The 21,132-nt window shown below is 39.2% G+C and carries 6 protein-coding genes; 5 read left to right on the plus strand and 1 reads right to left on the minus strand.

What is annotated here, in order from left to right; all coding sequences use genetic code 11:
• Window positions 1-2: 2 nt before the first annotated feature.
• Window positions 3-674, minus strand: a complete 672-nt coding sequence (locus CBG49_RS05105; RefSeq protein ID WP_088593644.1) for a response regulator transcription factor — start codon at window positions 672-674, stop codon at window positions 3-5.
• A gap of 481 nt (window positions 675-1,155) precedes the next feature.
• Between CBG49_RS05105 and CBG49_RS05110 the strand changes: the two genes are divergently transcribed.
• From CBG49_RS05110 to CBG49_RS05130, 5 genes are all read left to right on the plus strand, one after another.
• On the plus strand, window positions 1,156-4,197 hold the full coding sequence (locus CBG49_RS05110) for a SusC/RagA family TonB-linked outer membrane protein (protein ID WP_088593645.1): 3,042 nt from the start codon (window positions 1,156-1,158) through the stop codon (window positions 4,195-4,197).
• Window positions 4,198-4,214: 17 nt separating this feature from the next.
• Window positions 4,215-5,846, plus strand: a complete 1,632-nt coding sequence (locus CBG49_RS05115) for a SusD/RagB family nutrient-binding outer membrane lipoprotein (RefSeq protein ID WP_088593646.1) — start codon at window positions 4,215-4,217, stop codon at window positions 5,844-5,846.
• An 18-nt stretch (window positions 5,847-5,864) separates the two neighbouring features.
• Window positions 5,865-6,965: an endo-beta-N-acetylglucosaminidase family protein gene (locus tag CBG49_RS05120; protein WP_088593647.1), complete on the plus strand. Its 1,101-nt coding sequence runs from the start codon at window positions 5,865-5,867 to the stop codon at window positions 6,963-6,965.
• A 21-nt stretch (window positions 6,966-6,986) separates the two neighbouring features.
• Complete coding sequence (locus tag CBG49_RS05125; protein WP_088593648.1) at window positions 6,987-8,156, plus strand: DUF1735 and LamG domain-containing protein; 1,170 nt, start codon at window positions 6,987-6,989, stop codon at window positions 8,154-8,156.
• Between the two features lie 529 nt (window positions 8,157-8,685).
• Window positions 8,686-20,892: a T9SS type B sorting domain-containing protein gene (locus CBG49_RS05130; RefSeq protein WP_088593649.1), complete on the plus strand. Its 12,207-nt coding sequence runs from the start codon at window positions 8,686-8,688 to the stop codon at window positions 20,890-20,892.
• Window positions 20,893-21,132: the final 240 nt, after the last annotated feature.

Here is a 21,132-nt window from a genome sequence, read left to right on the forward strand (position 1 = left end):
CCTTATACCAATTTGTAACCAATGCCGTAAACTGCTTGTAAATCTATCTCAGCTTCAGCGGTTTTGAGTTTTTTGCGGAGGTTTTTTATTTGCGAATAGATAAAATCAAGGCTATCTACTTGGTCTATATAGTCACCCCACACAGCTTCAGCGAGTGTCATTTTTTCCACCAATCGATCAGGGCGAATCATAAAGTAGTATAATAGGTCGTATTCTTTGCGATTGAGAGTCAGAGTCTCCTCACCTACCTTCACAGTACGTGTTTCCGGGAAAAGACGTACGTTTTTAAGATGAATCACCTCCTCACCTTGTTGGTTTTTTCGTCGTATAATCGATTTTATCCGAGCCAAGAGTTCTGCCAGGTGAAACGGTTTTGCCAGATAGTCGTCAGCTCCTTTTTCAAGTCCTAACACCTTGTCTTCCACCGAGTCTTTCGCCGATATAATGAGTACCGAGTGGTTCTTTTTCATCGCTTTCAGCTCGTCTAAGAGCTGCATACCACTGCCGTTGGGCAGCATAATGTCCAACACTATACAATCGTAGTCGTAATCAGCGAGTTTAGAAAGACCAGAGGTATAATCTTTCGCTGTTTCTACTAAAAAATGCTCTTCTTCAAGAAACTGTCGCAGGGTAAGTCGCAGTTCTTTTTCGTCTTCTATTATCAATATTTTCATACGGGGGCAAAGATAAAGATAATTAGTTAATTAAGCAATTTGTCAATTAGTAATTTTAGTTTGTTATTTTTATATTATTCATATACGTAAGACGAGTAGTTATTAAAATATTTTAAAAAATATCGAAAGATTATTTTTGTCTCAAATACCCTTGTAAAGCTTCATTACTCCAAATTTAACAATAAATTAACCTGAACTTCATTTTTAGTAAAAATAATATCTTAAATCTGATGTTTTTATGATTTTAATTTGGTAAAAAGTAGAAAAACAATTCAATATTCATTTTTTTACAGTTAAAATTTGCAAATTTAGAAAGTGAATAAAATAAAAAATAATCTTATTTAATTTCGTTTGATTATCAAACTACTACATATTTTAAAAAGAAAATATATAAAAAACGAAAAAAATATTGCTCAAAAAATTTGCATTATGTTAATGTATTCATAACTTTGCCCCAAAATTAATTTATTTCAATAAAGTAATGAAAGTAAAAATATCAATGCTGATTTTCGTTTTTGCATTGTTTAGCGGTGCGCTAATGGCACAAACGAAAGTAACAGGTACAGTTACTGGCGGTGATGGAATGCCACTGCCAAGTGTGAGTGTTGTCATTAAAGGTACAACACGTGGAGTTTCTACCGACTTTGATGGGAAGTATGAAATTCAAGCAAATGCAAATGAGACCCTTGAGTTCATCTCATTAGGGTATGCTACTCAGCAGAAAAAAGTAACTCAAGCTAAAGGGCATCTCACCCTTAATATAGTAATGCAAGAAGAAGCATTACAACTCGGTGGGGTAGTGGTAACCGCTTTGGGTATCAAACGCCAAGAAAAAGCCTTGAGTTATAACGTACAACAAGTAAAAGCCGAGGAACTTACAAAGGTGAAAGATGCAAACTTTGTAAATACTCTCAATGGTAAAGTTGCTGGGGTAGATATCCAGCGTAGTTCTGCTGGAGTAGGTGGAGCTACTAAAGTAGTAATGCGTGGTGCTAAATCCATTAGTGGTGATAACAACGTGCTTTATGTAGTGGACGGGGTGCCTATTGGTAACCAATCCGATAGATCAGGTGATGGTACTTCTTTTGGTTCAGGTCGAGCTTCTGGTGAAGGTATTGCCGACTTTAACTCCGAAGATATCGAAAGTATCAACGTACTCACAGGTCCTTCAGCAGCCGCTCTTTATGGTGCTGCAGCTGCTAATGGGGTAATCCTTATCAATACTAAAAAAGGTCAAGAAGGGAAAATGAAACTTAATGTTTCTTCTTCTGTAGAACTTACGAATCCTCTAATAATGCCAGAATTTCAAAATACCTATGGAAACAAAGCTGGCGATTATAACTCTTGGGGTGATAAACTCTCTACACCTACTTCTTATGACCCTAAAGATTTCTTCAAAACAGGGCTTACGCTTAATAATGCAGTAAACCTATCGGTAGGAAATAAGAATAATCAAACTTTTGCCTCAGCTTCTCATATACAATCGGATGGGATAGTGCCTAATAGTGCTTATCACCGTTATAATATGACTATTCGCAATACTTCATCTTTCTTAAACGATAAGCTGGAACTTGATTTATCAGCAAGCTATATTCGTCAATACGAACGCAATATGGTTAGCTATGGTACTTATTTCAACCCTATTGTAGGTGCTTATTTATATCCTCGTGGTAATGATTTCGAGCAAGAAAAGTACTTTGAGCGTTACGATGTAGGAGCAGGTTATGCAAAACAATATTGGTCAGTAGGTGGTTTTGGAGCTGATATCCAAAATCCTTATTGGATAGCTTATCGCAATATACGTCCGTTAGCGAAAGATCGCTATATGTTCTCAGGGCAACTCAAATACAATATTTTGAAAAATTTGAATGTAGCCACTCGTTTCCGTATAGATAATACTTATACTGAGAAAGAAGATAAACGTTATGCAGGTACTATACTTACCTATGCCAAAGAAAAAGGTTTTTATAGCTATGCACAGGAAACTTTCCGTCAAAAATATGTAGATATTATGTTGAACTATAATGCTACATTCAAAGAAGATTATAGCCTTTCTGCTAACGTGGGTTCTTCATTTGAGGATTATGATACCAAAGGAAGAGGGTATGGAGGACAATTGCTCCGTCTTGCTAATAAGTTTACTTATAACAATATCGACCCTAATAACTCTGTGCCTATAGAAACAGGTGGTGACAGTAGAAAACGTAACATAGCAGTCTTTGCTTCTGCTGAATTAGGATGGAAATCTTTAGTATATCTTACCCTTACAGGGCGTACCGACTGGCCTTCTCAACTCGTAAACACTAAAGAAGAAGCTATTTTTTACCCTTCTGTAGGTCTTTCAGGAGTACTTACTGAATTGCTCTCTTCTGAACAACGCCAAAAACTATACCCAGTGTTAAGTTTCGCTAAAATACGCGGTTCATATACTGAGGTAGGTTCTCCTATCGCCTATACAGGTCTTACCAAAGGAACTGAAACCAGAGAACTCGTAGGGGGGATACCTCAAGCCTATAAGTATTATCCTCTTCCTGATTTTAAAGCTGAACGTACTCGTTCTTATGAAATAGGTTTAAATACCAAATGGCTTAAAAATACCTTGTCATTCGATGTTACAGTGTATCATTCTAATACCTATAACCAATTGCTCAAAAGAGAATTGTCAAAAACATCAGGATATGACTATATGTTCTTACAAGCAGGTAATATCCAAAACCGAGGTATTGAAATGACTTTAGGTTATAACAAAGAGTTTGAAAAAGGATTCAATTTTGCTACTCATATTACTGCATCAGCAAACCGTAATAAAATTATAGAATTAGGTTCAAAAGTTCAAAACCCTCTTAATCCAGCAGAAACTCTTGACTTTTCTGAAATACAAGTAGGACGCTTCCGCTTGCGTGAAGGAGGTGACATAGGTGATGTATATGATAACAAACGAATCAAACGTGATGCTAATGGATTAGTAGACTATGGTAGTGGTACACTACTTACTGAAAATACTGAACCCTACAAATTAGGTAGTGTAAATCCTGATTGGACTTTAGGTTGGAGTGGTAATGTAGGCTACAAAAATCTCTCTTTGAGTTTCTTGTTCAAAGCACGCCTTGGAGGTATTGTTATTTCCGAAACTCAAAAATGGTTAGATCGCTATGGAGTATCTAAAGCTACTGCCGATGCTCGCGACCTCGGATATGTACAAATGGGTAATTTCAAAGTAAAACCTGAAACTTACTATCGTGCTATTTCTGACCCTGGTATGAACTCTTACTATGTCTATTCAGCTACCAATGTACGTTTGCAAGAAGTAGCTCTTACCTATAGTTTCTCTAAAGAACAATTAGGTAAATCTCTTTCAAATTTGAGTATTTCACTCATTGGTAATAACCTTTGGATGATTTATAACAAAGCTCCTTACGATCCAGAACTTACAGCAACTACAGGTATCACAGGTCAAGGTTATGACAATTGGATGTTACCAAGTTTAAGAGGCTATGGTGTAAGTGTGAAGTTTGGCTTTTAATAATTAAAAAAACGATAATGAAAAAAATAATTATAAACTCACTATTGCTTATAGGTCTTTTTACCACAGCAAGCTGTACAAAAGATTATAAGGATATCAATAAAAATACTTATGGCGTAACCGATGAAGAGTTAGCCAAAAGTGGCGTAGTAGGCTACGGAAATAGCTTCCTACAAATGCAACAATATGTAATTCCTATTGGAGCTCCAGTCAAAACTACTGGACCTGGTAATGATTTACAAGTCACTGACCTTATCTCCTCAGGAAACTACATAGGTTATTTCGGAAATAACAACAATTGGAACTTCAATATTGAAGCTACTTGGAATTTCAACGATGGTAGAATGTCTTATGCTTATGAATGCTTTTACACTAAGTTGTTTACTGAATGGAATTCTATCAAAAATGCCATAGGTAACACTGAAGACATACAACAAAAAAGAGCCTTAGCTCTTGCTAATATTATCAAAATTACCGCTTGGCTTCGCGCTACCGATGTTTTTGGACCTATAGTGTACACCAATGCTGGTAAAGGTGAATTAGCTCCGTCATTAGATAAACAAGAAAATGTCTACAAAGCTATGTTACAAGAACTTGAGCAATGCTTGGCTATACTGGATAATGGAACTACGGTAATGGCCGATTACGACCTTATTTACGGAGGCAACATTGCCAAATGGAAAAAATTTGCAAATTCTCTGATGTTGCGTATGGCTGTACGTGCACACTTCAAAGATGCAGCTTTAGCTAATACTTATATAGCTAAAGCTTTGGCAGGAGGAGTGATGACTGAAGCTGCCGATGAAGCTAAAATAGCAAACTCTCCTAAACAGCCACTTAAAAACTCTATGATAGCTTCTATAGATTATTCCGAAACTCGTATGGGGCTTACAATATGGTCTTACCTCAAAGGATATAACGATCCTCGTATAGCTGTCCTTTTCAAAAAAGGAACCTATAGAGATGTGGAAGATTATTATGCAGTAGCTCCTACAGCAAGCCTCCCTAAATATGAAGGTATTCGTAATACGGCTTTCTTCGCTTCCAAACCTAACGTAGACGATAACTCACCTTTATCTTGGATGCGTACCTCTGAAGTGTTATTTTTGAAAGCTGAAGCTGCTTTATATGGTTTAGGAGGACTTTCCGCTTCACAAGCTCAAGGCTTCTACGAAGAGGGCGTGAGGATGTCGTTCCAAGAAATGGGTACCTCTATGCCTTCTAATTATTTGTCAAGTACTAATAAACCTCAAGAATTAAATTCTTATTGGTATGCCCCTTATACTTATGACTTAGTAACTAACAATATCTCACCTAAATGGAATGATGTACAAACAGGTAAAGAAGAAGAACAACATCTTCAAAAAATTATTACCCAAAAGTATTTGGCAATGTATCCTAATGCAGTAGAAGCTTGGACTGAGTACAGACGTACAGGCTACCCCTTGGTTATGAAATACCAAGACACCGATGCCCCTAACCGTATAGGTTGCCCTACCTGCTTTGTGCCTGAACGCTTTAAATATTCTGCTAAAGATTATTTAACTAATAATAAGTTACAAACAGAAGTGCCTACTTTGTTAGGAGGACCTGATGTAGGATCTACTCGCTTATGGTGGGTGCGCCCTAATAGACCACAACAAAATTAACCTTAAATAATAAGAAAAATGAAAAAATATAGTTTTTTATTCTCCTTAGTTATTGCAGCTTTTGCCGCAGTAGGATGTAGTAAGTGGACAGAAACTGAGCGCCTTACTTACGACAACCAAGATGTACAAAAATTAGTATATCTAATTGAAGCGCAAAAAGAGTCTGATTTAAATCCTCACATGCGTGAGTATTACAAAAAGTTGCGCGAAGAGTACCGTACAAAACCTCATGTAAAAGGTTTCGGTTGGTTTGGTAACTGGACAGGTAAAGGCGATAACGCCCAAAACTATTTGCGTTGTTTGCCCGATAGCGTAGACTTTGTATCATTATGGGGTACAAGAGGTAAACTTTCCGAAGAACAAAAAATAGATTTGAAATTCTTTCAAGAAGTAAAAGGAGGTAAGGCCCTTTTGTGCTGGATAGTACAAGACCTTGGAGGGCCTTTAACTCCAGTAGGTAAAGACCGTATTCAGTATTGGAAAAACGAAAAAGGCGGTGGTAACTTCAACGAAGGAGTAAGAGCTTACGCTAATGCTATCGCTGATACCATTGAAAAATATAACCTCGATGGTTTTGATATCGACTTTGAACCTCGTTATGGACATAGAGGGGATCTATCAGATGTAGATTACTTGGAAGATATACAAGGAGATCATCCTATGCAAGTGTTTATAGAAACCCTTAGTGCAAGGCTACGCCCTAAAGGACGTATGCTCGTAATGGATGGAGAACCTTATTTTCTTTCCAAAGAAACTTCTAAATTAGTAGATCATTATATCTATCAGGCTTATTGGGAAAGAAGTACCAATGCTGTAAAAAGGAAAATCCAACAAGGAAACTTAGATAATTGGGAACGAAAAACCATTATCACAGTTGAGTTTGAGCAGACTTGGCGTACCGGAGGCGTTTCAGGATATGAAAGTGTACGTAGTGAGTTGAATAGTATGCAAGGTACTCAAATATTGGATTACGCTACTTTCGATTTGCCAAATGGTAAACGCATTGGTGGAGTAGGTTCTTATCACATGGAGTATGACTATGCTAACACTCCTGAGTACAAATGGCTCAGAAAAGCTTTGTATTACGGTAATCAAAAATATCCAGGCAATTATCAATAAAACTACTAAAAGTATACAATAATGAAAAAAATAATAGCAGGGCTCGCTATACTAAGTACCTTAGTAGCTTGCCAAGATGAATTATACGACAATGACCTCAAAGAACACAAAGCTGACCAAGCGGTGTATATTGATGGAGGTACCAGCCTTACGGTAAACTTAGCTGAAAACACTGAGTATATAGTGAAAAACTTCTCAGTAAAATTGGTAAGCCCCTCTACAGGAGGTGAATCTGCTACTCTCGAAGTAGGTAATGAGGCACAACTAAAAGCCTATAATGAAGCTAATGGTACTTCTTATGTATTATTACCTTCTTCAATGTATGAAGTAAATAAAAATGTTACTTTCAAAGTATCAGATGCCGTAGGGAATGTCTCTTTAAAACTAAAAAATGTACAATTCCCTTTAGGAAAATCATTTGCCCTTCCTATTAAATTGCGTGGTAATGGTATCAAAACAATTAAAGGACAAGATACTTTTATCATCTTAATAGAACAAGAATTGATAACCAAAGTGTTGAGAATATCAGGATCTGGATCTGAAAAAACTGATGTCTTTCCTAATACTCACACAGTAGATCAATGGACTTTAGAGGTAATGGTGAACCGTAGTGCTTATAATCAAAACAACCGTTCTATTGTAGGTACTAAAGCTGTAGGTGAACCTCTTAATGAAATATACACTCGTTTTGGTGATGTAACTATCCGTCCTAATCAATTGCAAATCAAAACCGGAGCTTCACAAATAGACATCCCTGCTGATAAACTTTCAGCTAAACCTGGTGAATGGTATATGCTTGCTTTTTGGTATGATGGTAAAACCACCAAAGTATTTGTGAATGGAGTAGAAGTAGCTTCTCGTGAAATACGTACGGGGGCTTATTCTGTTACAGGTTTGTGGATTGGCGGTAGCAACGAACTGATACGTGAAGTACGTTTCTGGAAAAAAGCTGTAAATCCTACTGAAATTAAGAAAAATATGTGGAAAACTATCGACCCTAAATCAGAAGGATTATTGTTCTACTACCCACTTAACGGTAAAAAATACGATAGAGCTACCGGTACTATAACTGACGACGAAACTAAACTTTGGGACTGGTCTGCCACTGGAGCTCATATGGCTAAACCAAGCACTGCTACTTTTGATAACAATAGTGGTAATGGTTACGTATTCCCACCAAGACAAAACTAATCTTATCAAATAATAAAGAATAGTAGTATTTTTATACCTCACACCCTTTGCCAAAGTTTATAGCATAAAAGCTATCAAAACTTTGGCAAAGGTTATTTTTTGACACATCCCCCTATCAACACATAAATTGCAGCTTGTCCCTCTCACTTGCAGCTTGGGGCTCAACTCTTACCTATTACCTATTACTTGTCCCTCCCACTTGCATCTTGGAGCTCAACTCTTATCTCTTACCTCTTACCTCATCACCTGTTACAAACTGTTAAATTTTTGTATACAAAAAGTTAAAATATAAAATATAAACAACTGCTGATAACCCTGTGTAAGAAAGTTTAACTATATGCTATTTGTTTATAAATGATACAGTTGTATAATTGTTGCTGCATTAATTAAATAAAGGTAGCCCCTTATAAACACCCTATTAGTTTTAACATTTAACAAAAATAGATTTTGCAGTTTCGTTGGAAATGTGTACTTTTGTGCATTAAAGTACCGTTGTGTACTATCGTTTCAAAATAGCATTTATAGCATTATGAAAAAGTTTTTTCTAACAATTTTCTTACTACTTATGGCAATGGGTGGGCTCAGTGCCCAAGCATTGAACTTAAACAACTTCTCAGCCATTGGTGAAAATGGCCAATGTAGTTCTGATGGCAAAATAAAAGTATCCATACCTGCAGGTATGGGGCCTACAGGCACTAAGTTGCAAGTGAAGTTGGATATCCCTAACGACCCAACAGGTCGTACCTGGCCTCTCGAAATAGGCGTAACAGGTAAAGATAGCTACGAATTTACTACTCTCAAAGCCGGTACCTATACCGTTACTATGATAGAAGTAGCTACTAATAAAAAATCTACAAATCCAAAGGTGATAACCATTACTTCTACCTATGTACCACCCCTATTTGTAGCAAATACTCTAAAATCTAACCCCCCAAGCTGTACCGGTGCAGGTAATGATGGAAGCGTCGCTTTTACTATCCAGCCCGGCGCCAAAGGCCCTTTTGTGGTAAAACTCACCAAAGGAGGCACCTTAATATATAGTGGTAACCATACCAAAACTACCGCTTCTCAGTCTCTACCTATTACTATTCAAGGAGGAGCAACTCACCCTATCACTGTCGGTAGTGACTATGAACTCTCTGTAGAAGATTTAGCCGGAGGAGTCCCTAACTGTGGAGATACCAATAAAACCAATATCACCATACTCCAACCCTCTCTCTCTTTAGCCTGCTTAGATTTAGAACTCAATTTCCTTAATTCAGGCATACGAATGAATGAAAACTGTAAGATAGGTCTTTCTTTTCAGTTGCTTCGTAAAGATAATGTAACACTTTCTAACTTCCAAAATCAAATAAAAACTTCTAATGCTGTATTCGTAAAACGTTACGATTCAGCAGGAAATTTCATTGCTTCCTATCCCATAGCCTCTACTTTTGATATGGCTTGGCGTGGAGCTCAGATAGCTAATTCTTCATCTTTCACTACCCCTTATGTGTTTCAAGAAAACGATATAGTAGAAATAATAGTAAATATAGGAAAAAACCCTATTAAAAGAAAATTTAAACTCGATGGAAGTATCTTAAATGTTATAAACAATACTGCAAGTACACCCGCTTATTCTAATCAAGATGTTTTTAGAGATACTTCTGGTTCAAGAGTGATTGAAGCTCTAAACCGTTCAGACTTGAACGTAAACCCTTCAAAATTATGTACCGACCCTACTCAAAGATATTTATACGTCGATAACTATTGGCGCTCCGTGCGTTTGCCCGATGCCGATGATCCTACCAAAACATTAAATTTTGGTACTTATTATTGGTATAACGGCTTAGTAGGCAAATGGCACCCTAACGCTTCTTTCTCAGGCGCAGGATATTATTACGAAATATATAAATTTATAGGTACAGGATTCCCCGGTTGGAATAACGCTTATACTACCAACCAAATGGACGAAACCGATACTTCTAAATGGTCAAATGAAAGCGGAAACGTAATTTGGCTCAACGAAAACTATGCCGACCTATCCGGATTACCCGATGGTTACTATATGGTCAAGTTTAAAGCTAAAAAAGCAGATGGTTCTTCTTTCTGCTACGAGCCTAAACGCGTTGTCGAAATAAAAGCTAAACCCAATGAAATAGCAAAACAATTCCACGGAATTGAGATAAATAAAGGCGTATTCAAAGGAACCGTATCAATACGCAAATGGCTCTCCCCCGAGCAATTTAACTATCCCGTAACTGTATCAATCGATTACTTAGACGACCCAGGAGCTGGAACAGGAAATCGTACCTACAATTTCCGCACTTCTATGCCCTTCGAAACCTCTCAGCGTACAGTTACTTATACATTCCCTATCGTAAGAACTTTGCTCAACCCTCAAACAGCACCTCCTAATACTGGGCTCTTCCAATTCGGAGACCTACCAGCTGGTAATTATCGCATTACACTTACCGATAACTGTAATAATACTACTTCCAAAGAGTTCTATTTCGATACTCCAATGCAGTACGATAGAGATCAAGTAAAAGTAGAACAAGGTTGTGCAGGCTCTTCTAAAGTAACTTACGACATAAGTTCCTCTCCTATAGGAACTATACGCGATGCTGTCTATACCTTATATAGAAAAAGCCCCTCTGGTAATTACGATATAGTGGTTGCTACTTCAAGAAACCCTAATCATACTTTCAACAACCTCCCTGAGGGCGACTACTTATTCGAAGCCAGAGGTTTCTACTATATGCGTATGAAACAAGGCGTATGGAAAGATAGTGCCCAATCAGGAAGTACAGGAATAATGAATTGGCAAAACCTTACCGACCCTAATGGTGTCGTAAATGGTTATAGTATGATCAATTCTCCTGACATCATAAACCCTTCCGATCCTCAAACCAACGGTACTACTGCCCTCCATAGAAGTAGAGTTTATCTCACTGTGAAACCAACAGGAGAACTCCAACGAAATGTAGTAGGTACCTCTTGTAATGGATCTGCAGGTTCCGGTATCGTAGCAGTTGGTATTAAAAACCCCGACTATATCCGATACCCTCTTACCTTTACCCTTAAGAACAAAGTTACCAATGCTCAGGTAGGAACAGTAACTTTCGGGGCTACCTCCACCGCTACGAACCACGTGTTCAAAAACGTAGCCAATGGCACCTATATAGTTACTACTTCCCACGCTTGTGGCGTCTATACCGATGAAGTCCTCGTAAATACCGATAGCTATACCTCCCCAGGAATTAGTTATGTTGCCCGCTCTACAAACCCTTGTAACGGCGACGTAGTCGATCTTACCTTCGGTGGTTCTACACAGCTCTTCGATATCGAGTGGTTCCGTATAGAAACTAATGGTACCGAAACCGAATTAGGCTTCGCTCAAACAATCTCCGATACCGTAACCCGCGATACTAAATATGTCGTGCGTTACAAATTGCAAGACCCTAACTTATGCGTAAATCGCAACGGTGAAGCCTCTATTACAATTCAGTTCGCTAAAGATACAACCCCTCCAGTAATTACAGGTTGCCCTACTGGAACTATCACCGTTGAAGCTATCTCCGGACGTTGCTATGGTGTACCTACTTGGGGTGTTGTAACGGCTACCGACGATTGCCGTATCGGTACTTGGAGCCAGTCACACCAAAGCGGACAACGATTCGATATCGGTACTCACACAGTTACCTATGTATTCAAAGATACATCGGGTAATACCGCTACTTGTACTTTCAATGTAGTGGTGAACTCACGTGCCGTAAAAATGAAAGTGGATAACGACTATGTAGATGCTTCCGGAAGTCCTATCAACCGCGAATTAGGTCTTACCGAAACATTCTACTACCGATTGAGATATAAAAACGAAGGTACAGCCAATGTCGCTACTGCTACCTTGCAGATTACATTGCCTAATCACCCCAATATCACAATAGGTACCCCCGATTTCAGTAAAGCTAAACAAACTATCTACCACCCTACAGTGGTAGCTAGCACCGCTAATACTTTTACAATCGATATACCTAAACAAACCCTTACCCCTGGAGCTAATGAGAGAACCATACTCATCCCTATCACTCTCAATGGCGATTGTACCCAAATAGGTAAACCTTGTATGAACTTGCTCACTTCTACCTATTCATTCACCTATGTAGGTGGTTTGACTGGCTGTACAATCCCCGAGCAAACAGCTACAGGATCTAAAACAATCGCTATCTCTACACAAAACTGTATGCGTAACGAGTTAGCTTGTAGCAACGGTTCTGGCATCAGTACCTTCCGCATTCAGGCTATACCAGGTTTCCTTGAATACAAATGGTATAAAAATAACATCTTACAACCTAACCCTAACAACGATTCTTTCTTTGATGCTACACAAACAGCTACCTATAAAGTAGAAAAAATAGCAGTGTGTGGCGGGGTAACCTATACCACTACCGAGATAATACAATTGCAAACCCCTGAAGACCTCGCCGACCCTATCAAACCGCAGTCTAACGGAGGCGATTTGTGTGCCGATAACAACATTTGGGTAAGTCACTTCATCTTGTGTAACCAGCCCTCACGCAATATAGTAGTAAACTTTAAAAATAGCAACTTCGTATGGCAAAAACTCAAAGCGGGATCTAACCCTACCAGCTTGAACTGCCCTAATGTCGATGATGCTGCTTGGGAAGATGTACATTCTAACCGTACTTTCGTCGCTAATGCACAAGGCCATTTCCGATTGAAAGTAACTAATCCTGAAGGTTGTGATGCTAAATTCTATTTTGATGTATTCACCAATTCTCTCAACGGAAGAATCCTTGACCACGGCGATATTACTAACTATCAACAAGGTTATATCCACGTACAAATGGCTACAGCTGGTATTACCTATAAATATGTACTGAAAGATGCTTTTGGAAACGTAGTAAACCAAAACGGTCAGCCTTTTGTCAATACTACTCAATTAGAGTACCGCGTTCCTGTTACTACACCAGGAACCTATACTGTAGAAATAACCTCTCCAGCATTACCCGATAGCTGTAAGTTAGTATTAACTCAAGAAATTAAAAAAGTTACTACTCTTAGCGCTAAAGCTATTGCTAAAGCTTGGAAAGGATGTAACCTCCGCTCAATGCGATTTGAAGCTACCGGCGGTAAAAACCCTTATCAATTCGCAATATGGAGTATAGACGGCATCGTACAAAACGGCTATTCCGACTATGCTTCCGTACCAGCTTCTGCCTTTATATCAACTATTCCCGTAGGTTCTAGCTTCGTCGAAAGCGATATACATATCGATCAACCTGGTAAGTACATCTTCATTGCTAAAGATGATACAGGGGCCTATGCCCTTACCCCCGAAGTAGAAATCTATCCCGAAAGCTTCTTGGGCTACACCATCAAAACACGCGATATTCTTTGTGGTTTCGCCGATAATACCGGTCAGATTTCTGTAACTTACAACACTATACAAAATGTAAAAACTACCCTCTATAAGTTCGATAACTTCGGTGGTAAAACTTATATTGACGAAAATGGTACTGGTTTCTTCGATAACCTTACTGCTGGTAAATATGAAATAGAAATAAAAATTAAAATGGGTTCTTCTGCAAGTGCAACTTGTACCTATAGAAACCCTAATATCGTAATCAACAGTATAGAAAGTACTTTGCGTGCCTATGCTGGTGTGATCGAAGATATCTCTTGCGATACCGCTACTCCATCACAGTACAAAGTACGTGTCAACAACGTTAGTGGTGGTACAGGTACTGGCTACGAATATAGTACTAACAACGTAACCTATAGCACTAACCCTGTACTAATGGTAGGATCTACAGCTAGTGTGGTATATGTACGCGATAGCAACAAATGTACCCTCGAAATCCCTATCACTATCCGCCCAATAGTACCCCCTACCGTTACCGCTACTACAGTGAGCTACGATTGCGAAGGTAAAGGTACCTTCACCGTAACTGCTAATCCAGCAGGTAACTACGAATATCGAATCATAAAAGACGACGGTACCCTTAGCGAAACTCGTACCTCTAATGTCTTTACACTCCCACCAGGCGTATATAGCATCGAAGCTATTTATACTCCTGCTACAGCTACAGGTACCACACCTAACATCTTGTTCAAAGAAGACTTTGGCAAAGGTAATGATACTTGTGACTCACAATCAGTATTTATCACTTGTGCCGCCGGCGCAACTACTTTGGGTGATAACCAATATATGATCACTCGCCAAGTACCTACTGGCGGAACCAATTGGGTAACTACCCCTCCTTCCGATGCCTCTGGCGTTACCGATGGTCGCTACTTAGCTATCAACGGCACTTCTCCAGATAACGATAACGGGGTAATCTATAGACATACAATTAAAGATATAGTCCCTAATACCGAACTAAAAGTTGCAATGCAATTATTCAACCTATTGCCACCTACTTTTGTCGGAGGTGCTAACCCTAACATATTGGTACGCCTATATACACCAGGTAATCCTGCTATCGGCGTACAACGATCATTAGGTGAATTGCAACGTATGGCTGCTTGGGAACAAAAAGAAATAACTTTCCCCGACACTGATATTACATTCAATACCGCTGTACTCGAAATTAGAAATACTGCAGCCGCCTCTACAATAGGTAGCGACTTAGCTATTGATGATATCGTAATTTCACAACCTACTAAACTATGTGCCGTACGCGCCGAAAGTATCTCAGTGAAAGTAGATAACAACAGAGCATTTACAGTACAAGCTACTGCCTACGACGAAAAATGCGGAAAAGACGATGGTTCTATCTATTTAATAGTCAATAACCCCGCTGGTAACTCAGTACAATATCACGTCGCTGGTGCTACCGTTTGGACTCCATTAACACTTACACCGCTTACAGCTACTCAAGGAGTCGCTACAATCACCGGTCTTAGTGCAGTAAACAACGGAACGCTCTTTGTACGTCGTACTTCCGAACATAATTGCGAAACAAGTGTCGACTATACAATTAAAAAACCTATACCACTCACCGTTACGGCTACCATTACAGCGCCTGTAACTTGTTTGAATACTTTTGCTTCTGTACGATTTACTGGCGATGGAGGTGCAAAACCTTATAGAAAATTCAGTTTCTCACCTATTACAGGTACAACACCAGCTGATAATAAAAACGCAGTAAATAACGAAGCCGACTTCAACCTCTCTAAAGGTACTTACCTTATACAGGTGGAAGATAAGAACGGTTGTACTACTACCGCTACCCTCGAGGTTCCTGATGTGAAACCTTTACAAGTAGAAGTAGTCGACTTAGAACCTTGCTTCCGAGGAAATAATACCGGTCGTTTGCAGCTAAAAGTCCTCAACGGTAATGGCGAGTATAAATTTAGTAAAGATGGTGGTGCTACCTTTGAAAATGGCTCTGTTGCTGGTGGTACATCTCATATATTCGAAAATCTTACCGCCGGTCAATACAACTTTGTAATTAAAGATGGCGCTGATTGCCAAACTAATACTACCTATACTATCGAAAACCCATTGCGTATACAAGTAACTGCTGTAAATGCCTTGAGTTGTGTCGCAAATAGCGAAGCCGAATATAAAATTACTTATACAGGCGGTAGAGTAGGAACTCGTGAATTCTTGTGGAGTCATAGCCCTACCACTGGATTTACTGCCGCTGTAGGTACTGGTATGACCTTGAGCCAATCAGCAAATGTGTATACATTCAAAACCAAAGTAGAAGGCGACTACTACTTTAGAGTCCGTTACCTAATGCCTAATGGCGACTATTGTAATGTTACCTCTGATAAACAAGTAGTAAAAGTAGTATTACCTTCATTTGCAGTAAGTCCTACTGTCGAAGATGTGAGTTGTGCAGGCGCCAATACTGGTAAAATACACATCAACCCTGCCAGCGTAACTGGTGGAGTTCCTCCTTACACCTTGTTAGTAGACGATGGACTCACCACACAATCACACCCAGTAGCCGATATCACTGGATTGCAACCTGGTACTTATACCATCACAATTCAAGATGCTATCTCTTGTAAATCAATACCTGTAGGATTTACTGTTTCCCAAGTAACAGCTATGGTAGCAACCGTTACTCACACGCCTATACGTTGTGCCTCTTCAGGTACCCAATTGGCAATTGCCGAAGCAGTAGTTACAAAAGGTGGTACAGCTCCATACAAATTTACTTTAGTGAAAAATGGCGTTGATGTTCAAACTCAAAACAATGTTACTCAAAACACAATTGTTCCTTACAACAATTTAGACATCGGTAACTACCAAATAGTAATAGAAGATGCCAAAGGTTGTAAGTATACTCACAATTTCGTCGTAAATTCCGAAGCCAATGGCTTAGATGTACGCCCAACTGGCGTTACAGGTTGTGCAGGAAATAGCGGTGAAGTAGCAATCTCAGTATACGATAAGAGTGGAGGAGTAATCCAAGACGGACAGTACATAGCTGTTTACCACGAAGGTATGCAAATCCCTTATGGAGCAACCGGAGGTGTAAAACCAATGCCTGATGGCCATACTTGGTATCGCGGTGGAGCAGTAGTCTCTACTACCCTTTCCGATGGTACAGTAGTACAAGCCTCTACACACACCTTCACTGGTTTGGTACCAGGGGTTACTTACACCTTTATAGTGTACGATGCTAATACCCAATGTACCTTCACTAAAGAATCAAACATCCACGTTCCTTCACAATCTAATTTGAAGATAACAATCAATGGAACAGCTTCTACTACTTGTGCCGATGCAAATGATGGTAAAGTATTTGTAAACTTGAAAAACTGGAGCGCGGGAACAACTTCCGTGACCTATAGAGTTTATCGCTATATACCATCTCTCATTCCAGGACTTTTAGATCCTACCATAGGCCCTGTAGGTGGAAATATCCCAGTGTCAGGTACAGAAACTGATGTTACAATTACAGGAGTTCCTGCGGGTCGTTACTTTATACTCTTTACCGATGGTAATAACTGTACAATGGGTAGCAAAGAGTTTACCATAGGTAAATCTACCTCATTGCTCACCGTTACAGCCACAGTAACCAAGTTAGCAAACTGCAAACAGCCTGCTAATGTAGGTTTGGGTAGAATAGCAGTAGAAGCTGAAGGTGGAACAGCTCCTTACCAGTACTACTATCACAATTTGGCTACTCCAGCCCCTACAGGTAATGCTTTAGACAATGCACTCGCAAACTCTATTGATCGTGTCGCTAAAGATGTACCTTCAGGTAATTGGCAAATATTTATAAAAGATGCCAATGGCTGTCTCACTAATACTACAGTAGTAGTAGGAATGGATCCTCAACCTTCTATTGCTTCAGTAACAGTACTCGATGCTTGTAGCGACAATGCCGATTATCCTATAAGTGTACTGTTCAACACTGTAGGTATAGGTCAAAACCAATACAAAATTGATGGTATTACAAACTGGCAAAATATCACAGTAGCTACCCAAACTACTTTGCCTATACGCTTAGCGCCTAACGCATCACCTTACACTATTTCGTTCCGCGATGCCAATGGTTGCGAAACCAGCACTACTTTCAGAGTGAACGAGATGATTAAATACGATGCTTCTCATACACCTATGTATTGCGGCGGCTCAGCTACTACTACCATCAGTGTAACAAATATTACTGGAGGTTCAGGTTCTTATAAAATAGGATTGTATAGAATCGTTGATAAGGGTACTCCTAACGAACGTGCCGTAACTATAGTGCCTCCTGGCACTGCAGTACCAGGTAACTCTTACAGTGTACCTACCGGCTATGGTATTGGAGCTTATCGCATCCACGTATACGATGCCACCACTTTTGGTACTTCAGCCGAATGTGCAAAAATAATGGATTTCAACGTAGTAGCACCAGAAGTACCTCAACTCGAAATACTCTCAGTTTCAACACCTACTTGTGCTAACGAAACAGCAACAATCCGTGTGAAAGCTACTCCTGTGGGTATTGCTCCTTATACATTTAATATTGTAGATAAAACTACAGGTCTCACACCAGCAGGTGTAACAAGCATTACCAATGTGAACTACATTACATTTATAGGAGTCCCTTCAGGGCCTAAGATCACCGGTGGAATTGACTACTATATCTCTGCTCAATCAGTATATAGTTGTACAGCTACCATCACTGTAAATGTAACCTCTCCCGATGTAGTAACTGTTACAACAGGCGCTCTCACTAAAGAAGAGTACCAATGTATATTAGATGATGAAGGTTATCTCACAGGCGAAAGTGCTAATCCTAAACTCCACTTTGATATCACTGGAGTTTCAGGAGGTACCGGTAAGTATACTCGAGTAGAATTTAAAACCGCTTCAGGAACTTTAGTCAACCAGCAACAAATTGAAGATGGCGTAACTAAATATACTTATACTTTGCCTAATTATCTCACTGCCGCAACTAGTTATTATGCCGAAGTATTCGATACCAATGGTTGTTCAGCTTCTACTACTGTAGAAACTATTTCACCTACCCTGATAATGAGTAGCTTGATAGCAAACCAAACACAAACTAAAACTTGTGTTCAAAACGAAGTGTTAAGTATAACAGTAAGCACTACTACTGTATACAGCAATGAACCTATTGAGTATAGCATTATTAAAGTAGGTTGGCCAGGAACTGTTGGTTCGCCAGTAATACTCAACTCTCTCACTTGGTCTGCTACAATCGCCGACCCTGGTAACTATATCATTAAAGCAAAGAATATGGTTACTAATTGTGAGATTACAGCTAACTATAGCGTGTTAGAACCTAACACCCTATTGCTCGAAGCTAAAAATCCTAAACGTATCACTTGTAAAGGCGGTACTGGAGGTGAAATCACCTTAGAACTCACCGATACCCGTCTTTCCGATGGTGACCAAGTGGCAAATGGTTTCAACTATGTGATAACTCCATTACCTACAGGAACACCTATCACAGGACCATTCTCACCATCAGGTTCTATCGTTCACACAGGATTACCAGCAGGTCACTACAAAGTAGAAGCAACCTCTCCAATTACAGGTTGTAGCGCTGTAGCTACCTTTGAACTCGTAGAAGCTGCCGAACCTATTACCGTGTTCGCTAAAGAAACACGAAGTGTAACCTGCGATAACAACCGTGGCGAAATACTCGTTACCGTATCAGGTGGTTGGGCTCCTTATACAGTAAATATACAAGGTGGTGCTATCACTAAACAGAAAAACATTACCTTAGATGGCGATAGCGTATTGTTTAAAGAGTTAGGTGCTACAGGTACCCCTGGCGGATCGCTTACTTACAACATCACTATCACCGATGCTTGGGGTTGTAACGTAGCTTCAGGTACTACCAGTGTAACCTTGTTAGACCCCGATCCTATTGCAGCAGTAGTTACTGTTACCCAACATCCTACTTGTGTAGGCAGTGTTGATGGCGTTATCACCGTATCTGGTACTGTAACAGGTGGATCTGGTAATTTCTACTATACACTCCTAAATGAAGGAACAGGAGAAATATTAGGTCCACAACGCAATGAACCTAAATTCGATAGACTATCACCAGGTTTCTATACTTATGAAATTATGGATACTTGGGGCTGTAGCCTTATAAAATCACAATTAGAGGTGATAGAACCTAAACCTATAAAAGTATCGATTGTTTCTGCTACCTCCGAATTGCAAGTATGCTATGGCGGTGCTGATGCGGCTATTGACTTTACAGTAGAAGGAGGTCGCCCTCCTTACACTATAAAAGTATTGAATAAATACACTAATAGTCCTCATCTCCTATTAACAAGCGTAACTCCTACTACAATTCCTTTCCGTGATACTGGACTTGGAGCAGGTGAATGGAGAATAGAAGTAACCGATAGTAGCCCTAATGGTGGTTGTACAATGTCACCTACATTCGAGTTTACCGTAGATTCAGCACCAGACCTTAATGTAGACCTCGAAGTGATTAGTTCTTGTAAAAACAATAACCCTTATACTCAGTTACAAGTGCGTTTCAAAGACCAAGTTGATGTGAATAAAGTAACATATAGACTCAACGGAACTGGAACTCCTAAAAACTTTGTAGAAAGAGGTAACGGAGTGAATGTATGGTATATCTCCCCTCCAGATTTGAATACCAATATCCGAACTCAAACCATAGAGCTTATCTATACCAATATACACTCTATCACCCAAACCTCAAAAACTTGTAGCATTACACTCGCAAATGCATTTGAGGTGAAAAAAGTTGAAAAACTTAAACTTACAAGAACCCCTACTACAGTAGTGAATACCTTGCAAGTAGAAGGTAAAGATGGAGTTAAACCATATCGTTACGTATTCAACGGTCAAGATTACGATACAAATAATGTATACGAACTCAAAATCACCGATCCTGATTATGTAGACCCAATAAGTGGAAAAACTAAGAAGAAAGTAGAAGTACAAGTAATCGATGCTTCAGGATGTATAGCCTCTGATACTATATACGAAGAATATTTCGATGTGATGATACCTAACTTCTTTACGCCTAACGGCGACGGTGTTTACGACACTTGGGCTCCTATGCACGTTGAGAAATATCCTTTCCTACGCGCTACTATCTTCGACCGTTTCGGTCGCCGACTCAAAGTGTTGAGAGCTGGTGAAGCTTGGGATGGTAAGTATGAAGGTAGAGATATGCCTACTGGCGACTATTGGTACATCGTCGAACTCACCGACGAGTTTGATACCCGTATCTTCAACGGTAACTTCACCCTTTATCGTTAATGATAAAGTAAATCATAACAAAACAAAAAAGCTGCCTTTTTCGGGCAGCTTTTTTGTTTACCTCTTACTTCTTATCTCTTACCTATAAAAAAAAGGCCGCCCAATCTCTTAGGCCGCCTTTTTGAATTTAATAATAAAAAAGAAAACTTAAAAATAAAAATTATGAAAAAAACTTTTTGTTTTACGCTTTATCTTTTTACACACAATTGTATTTTGGTTTCTATGGCTATGAAAAAGTCA

Origin of the sequence: Capnocytophaga endodontalis, assembly GCF_002209445.1 — a bacterium.
Taxonomy (GTDB): domain Bacteria; phylum Bacteroidota; class Bacteroidia; order Flavobacteriales; family Flavobacteriaceae; genus Capnocytophaga; species Capnocytophaga periodontitidis.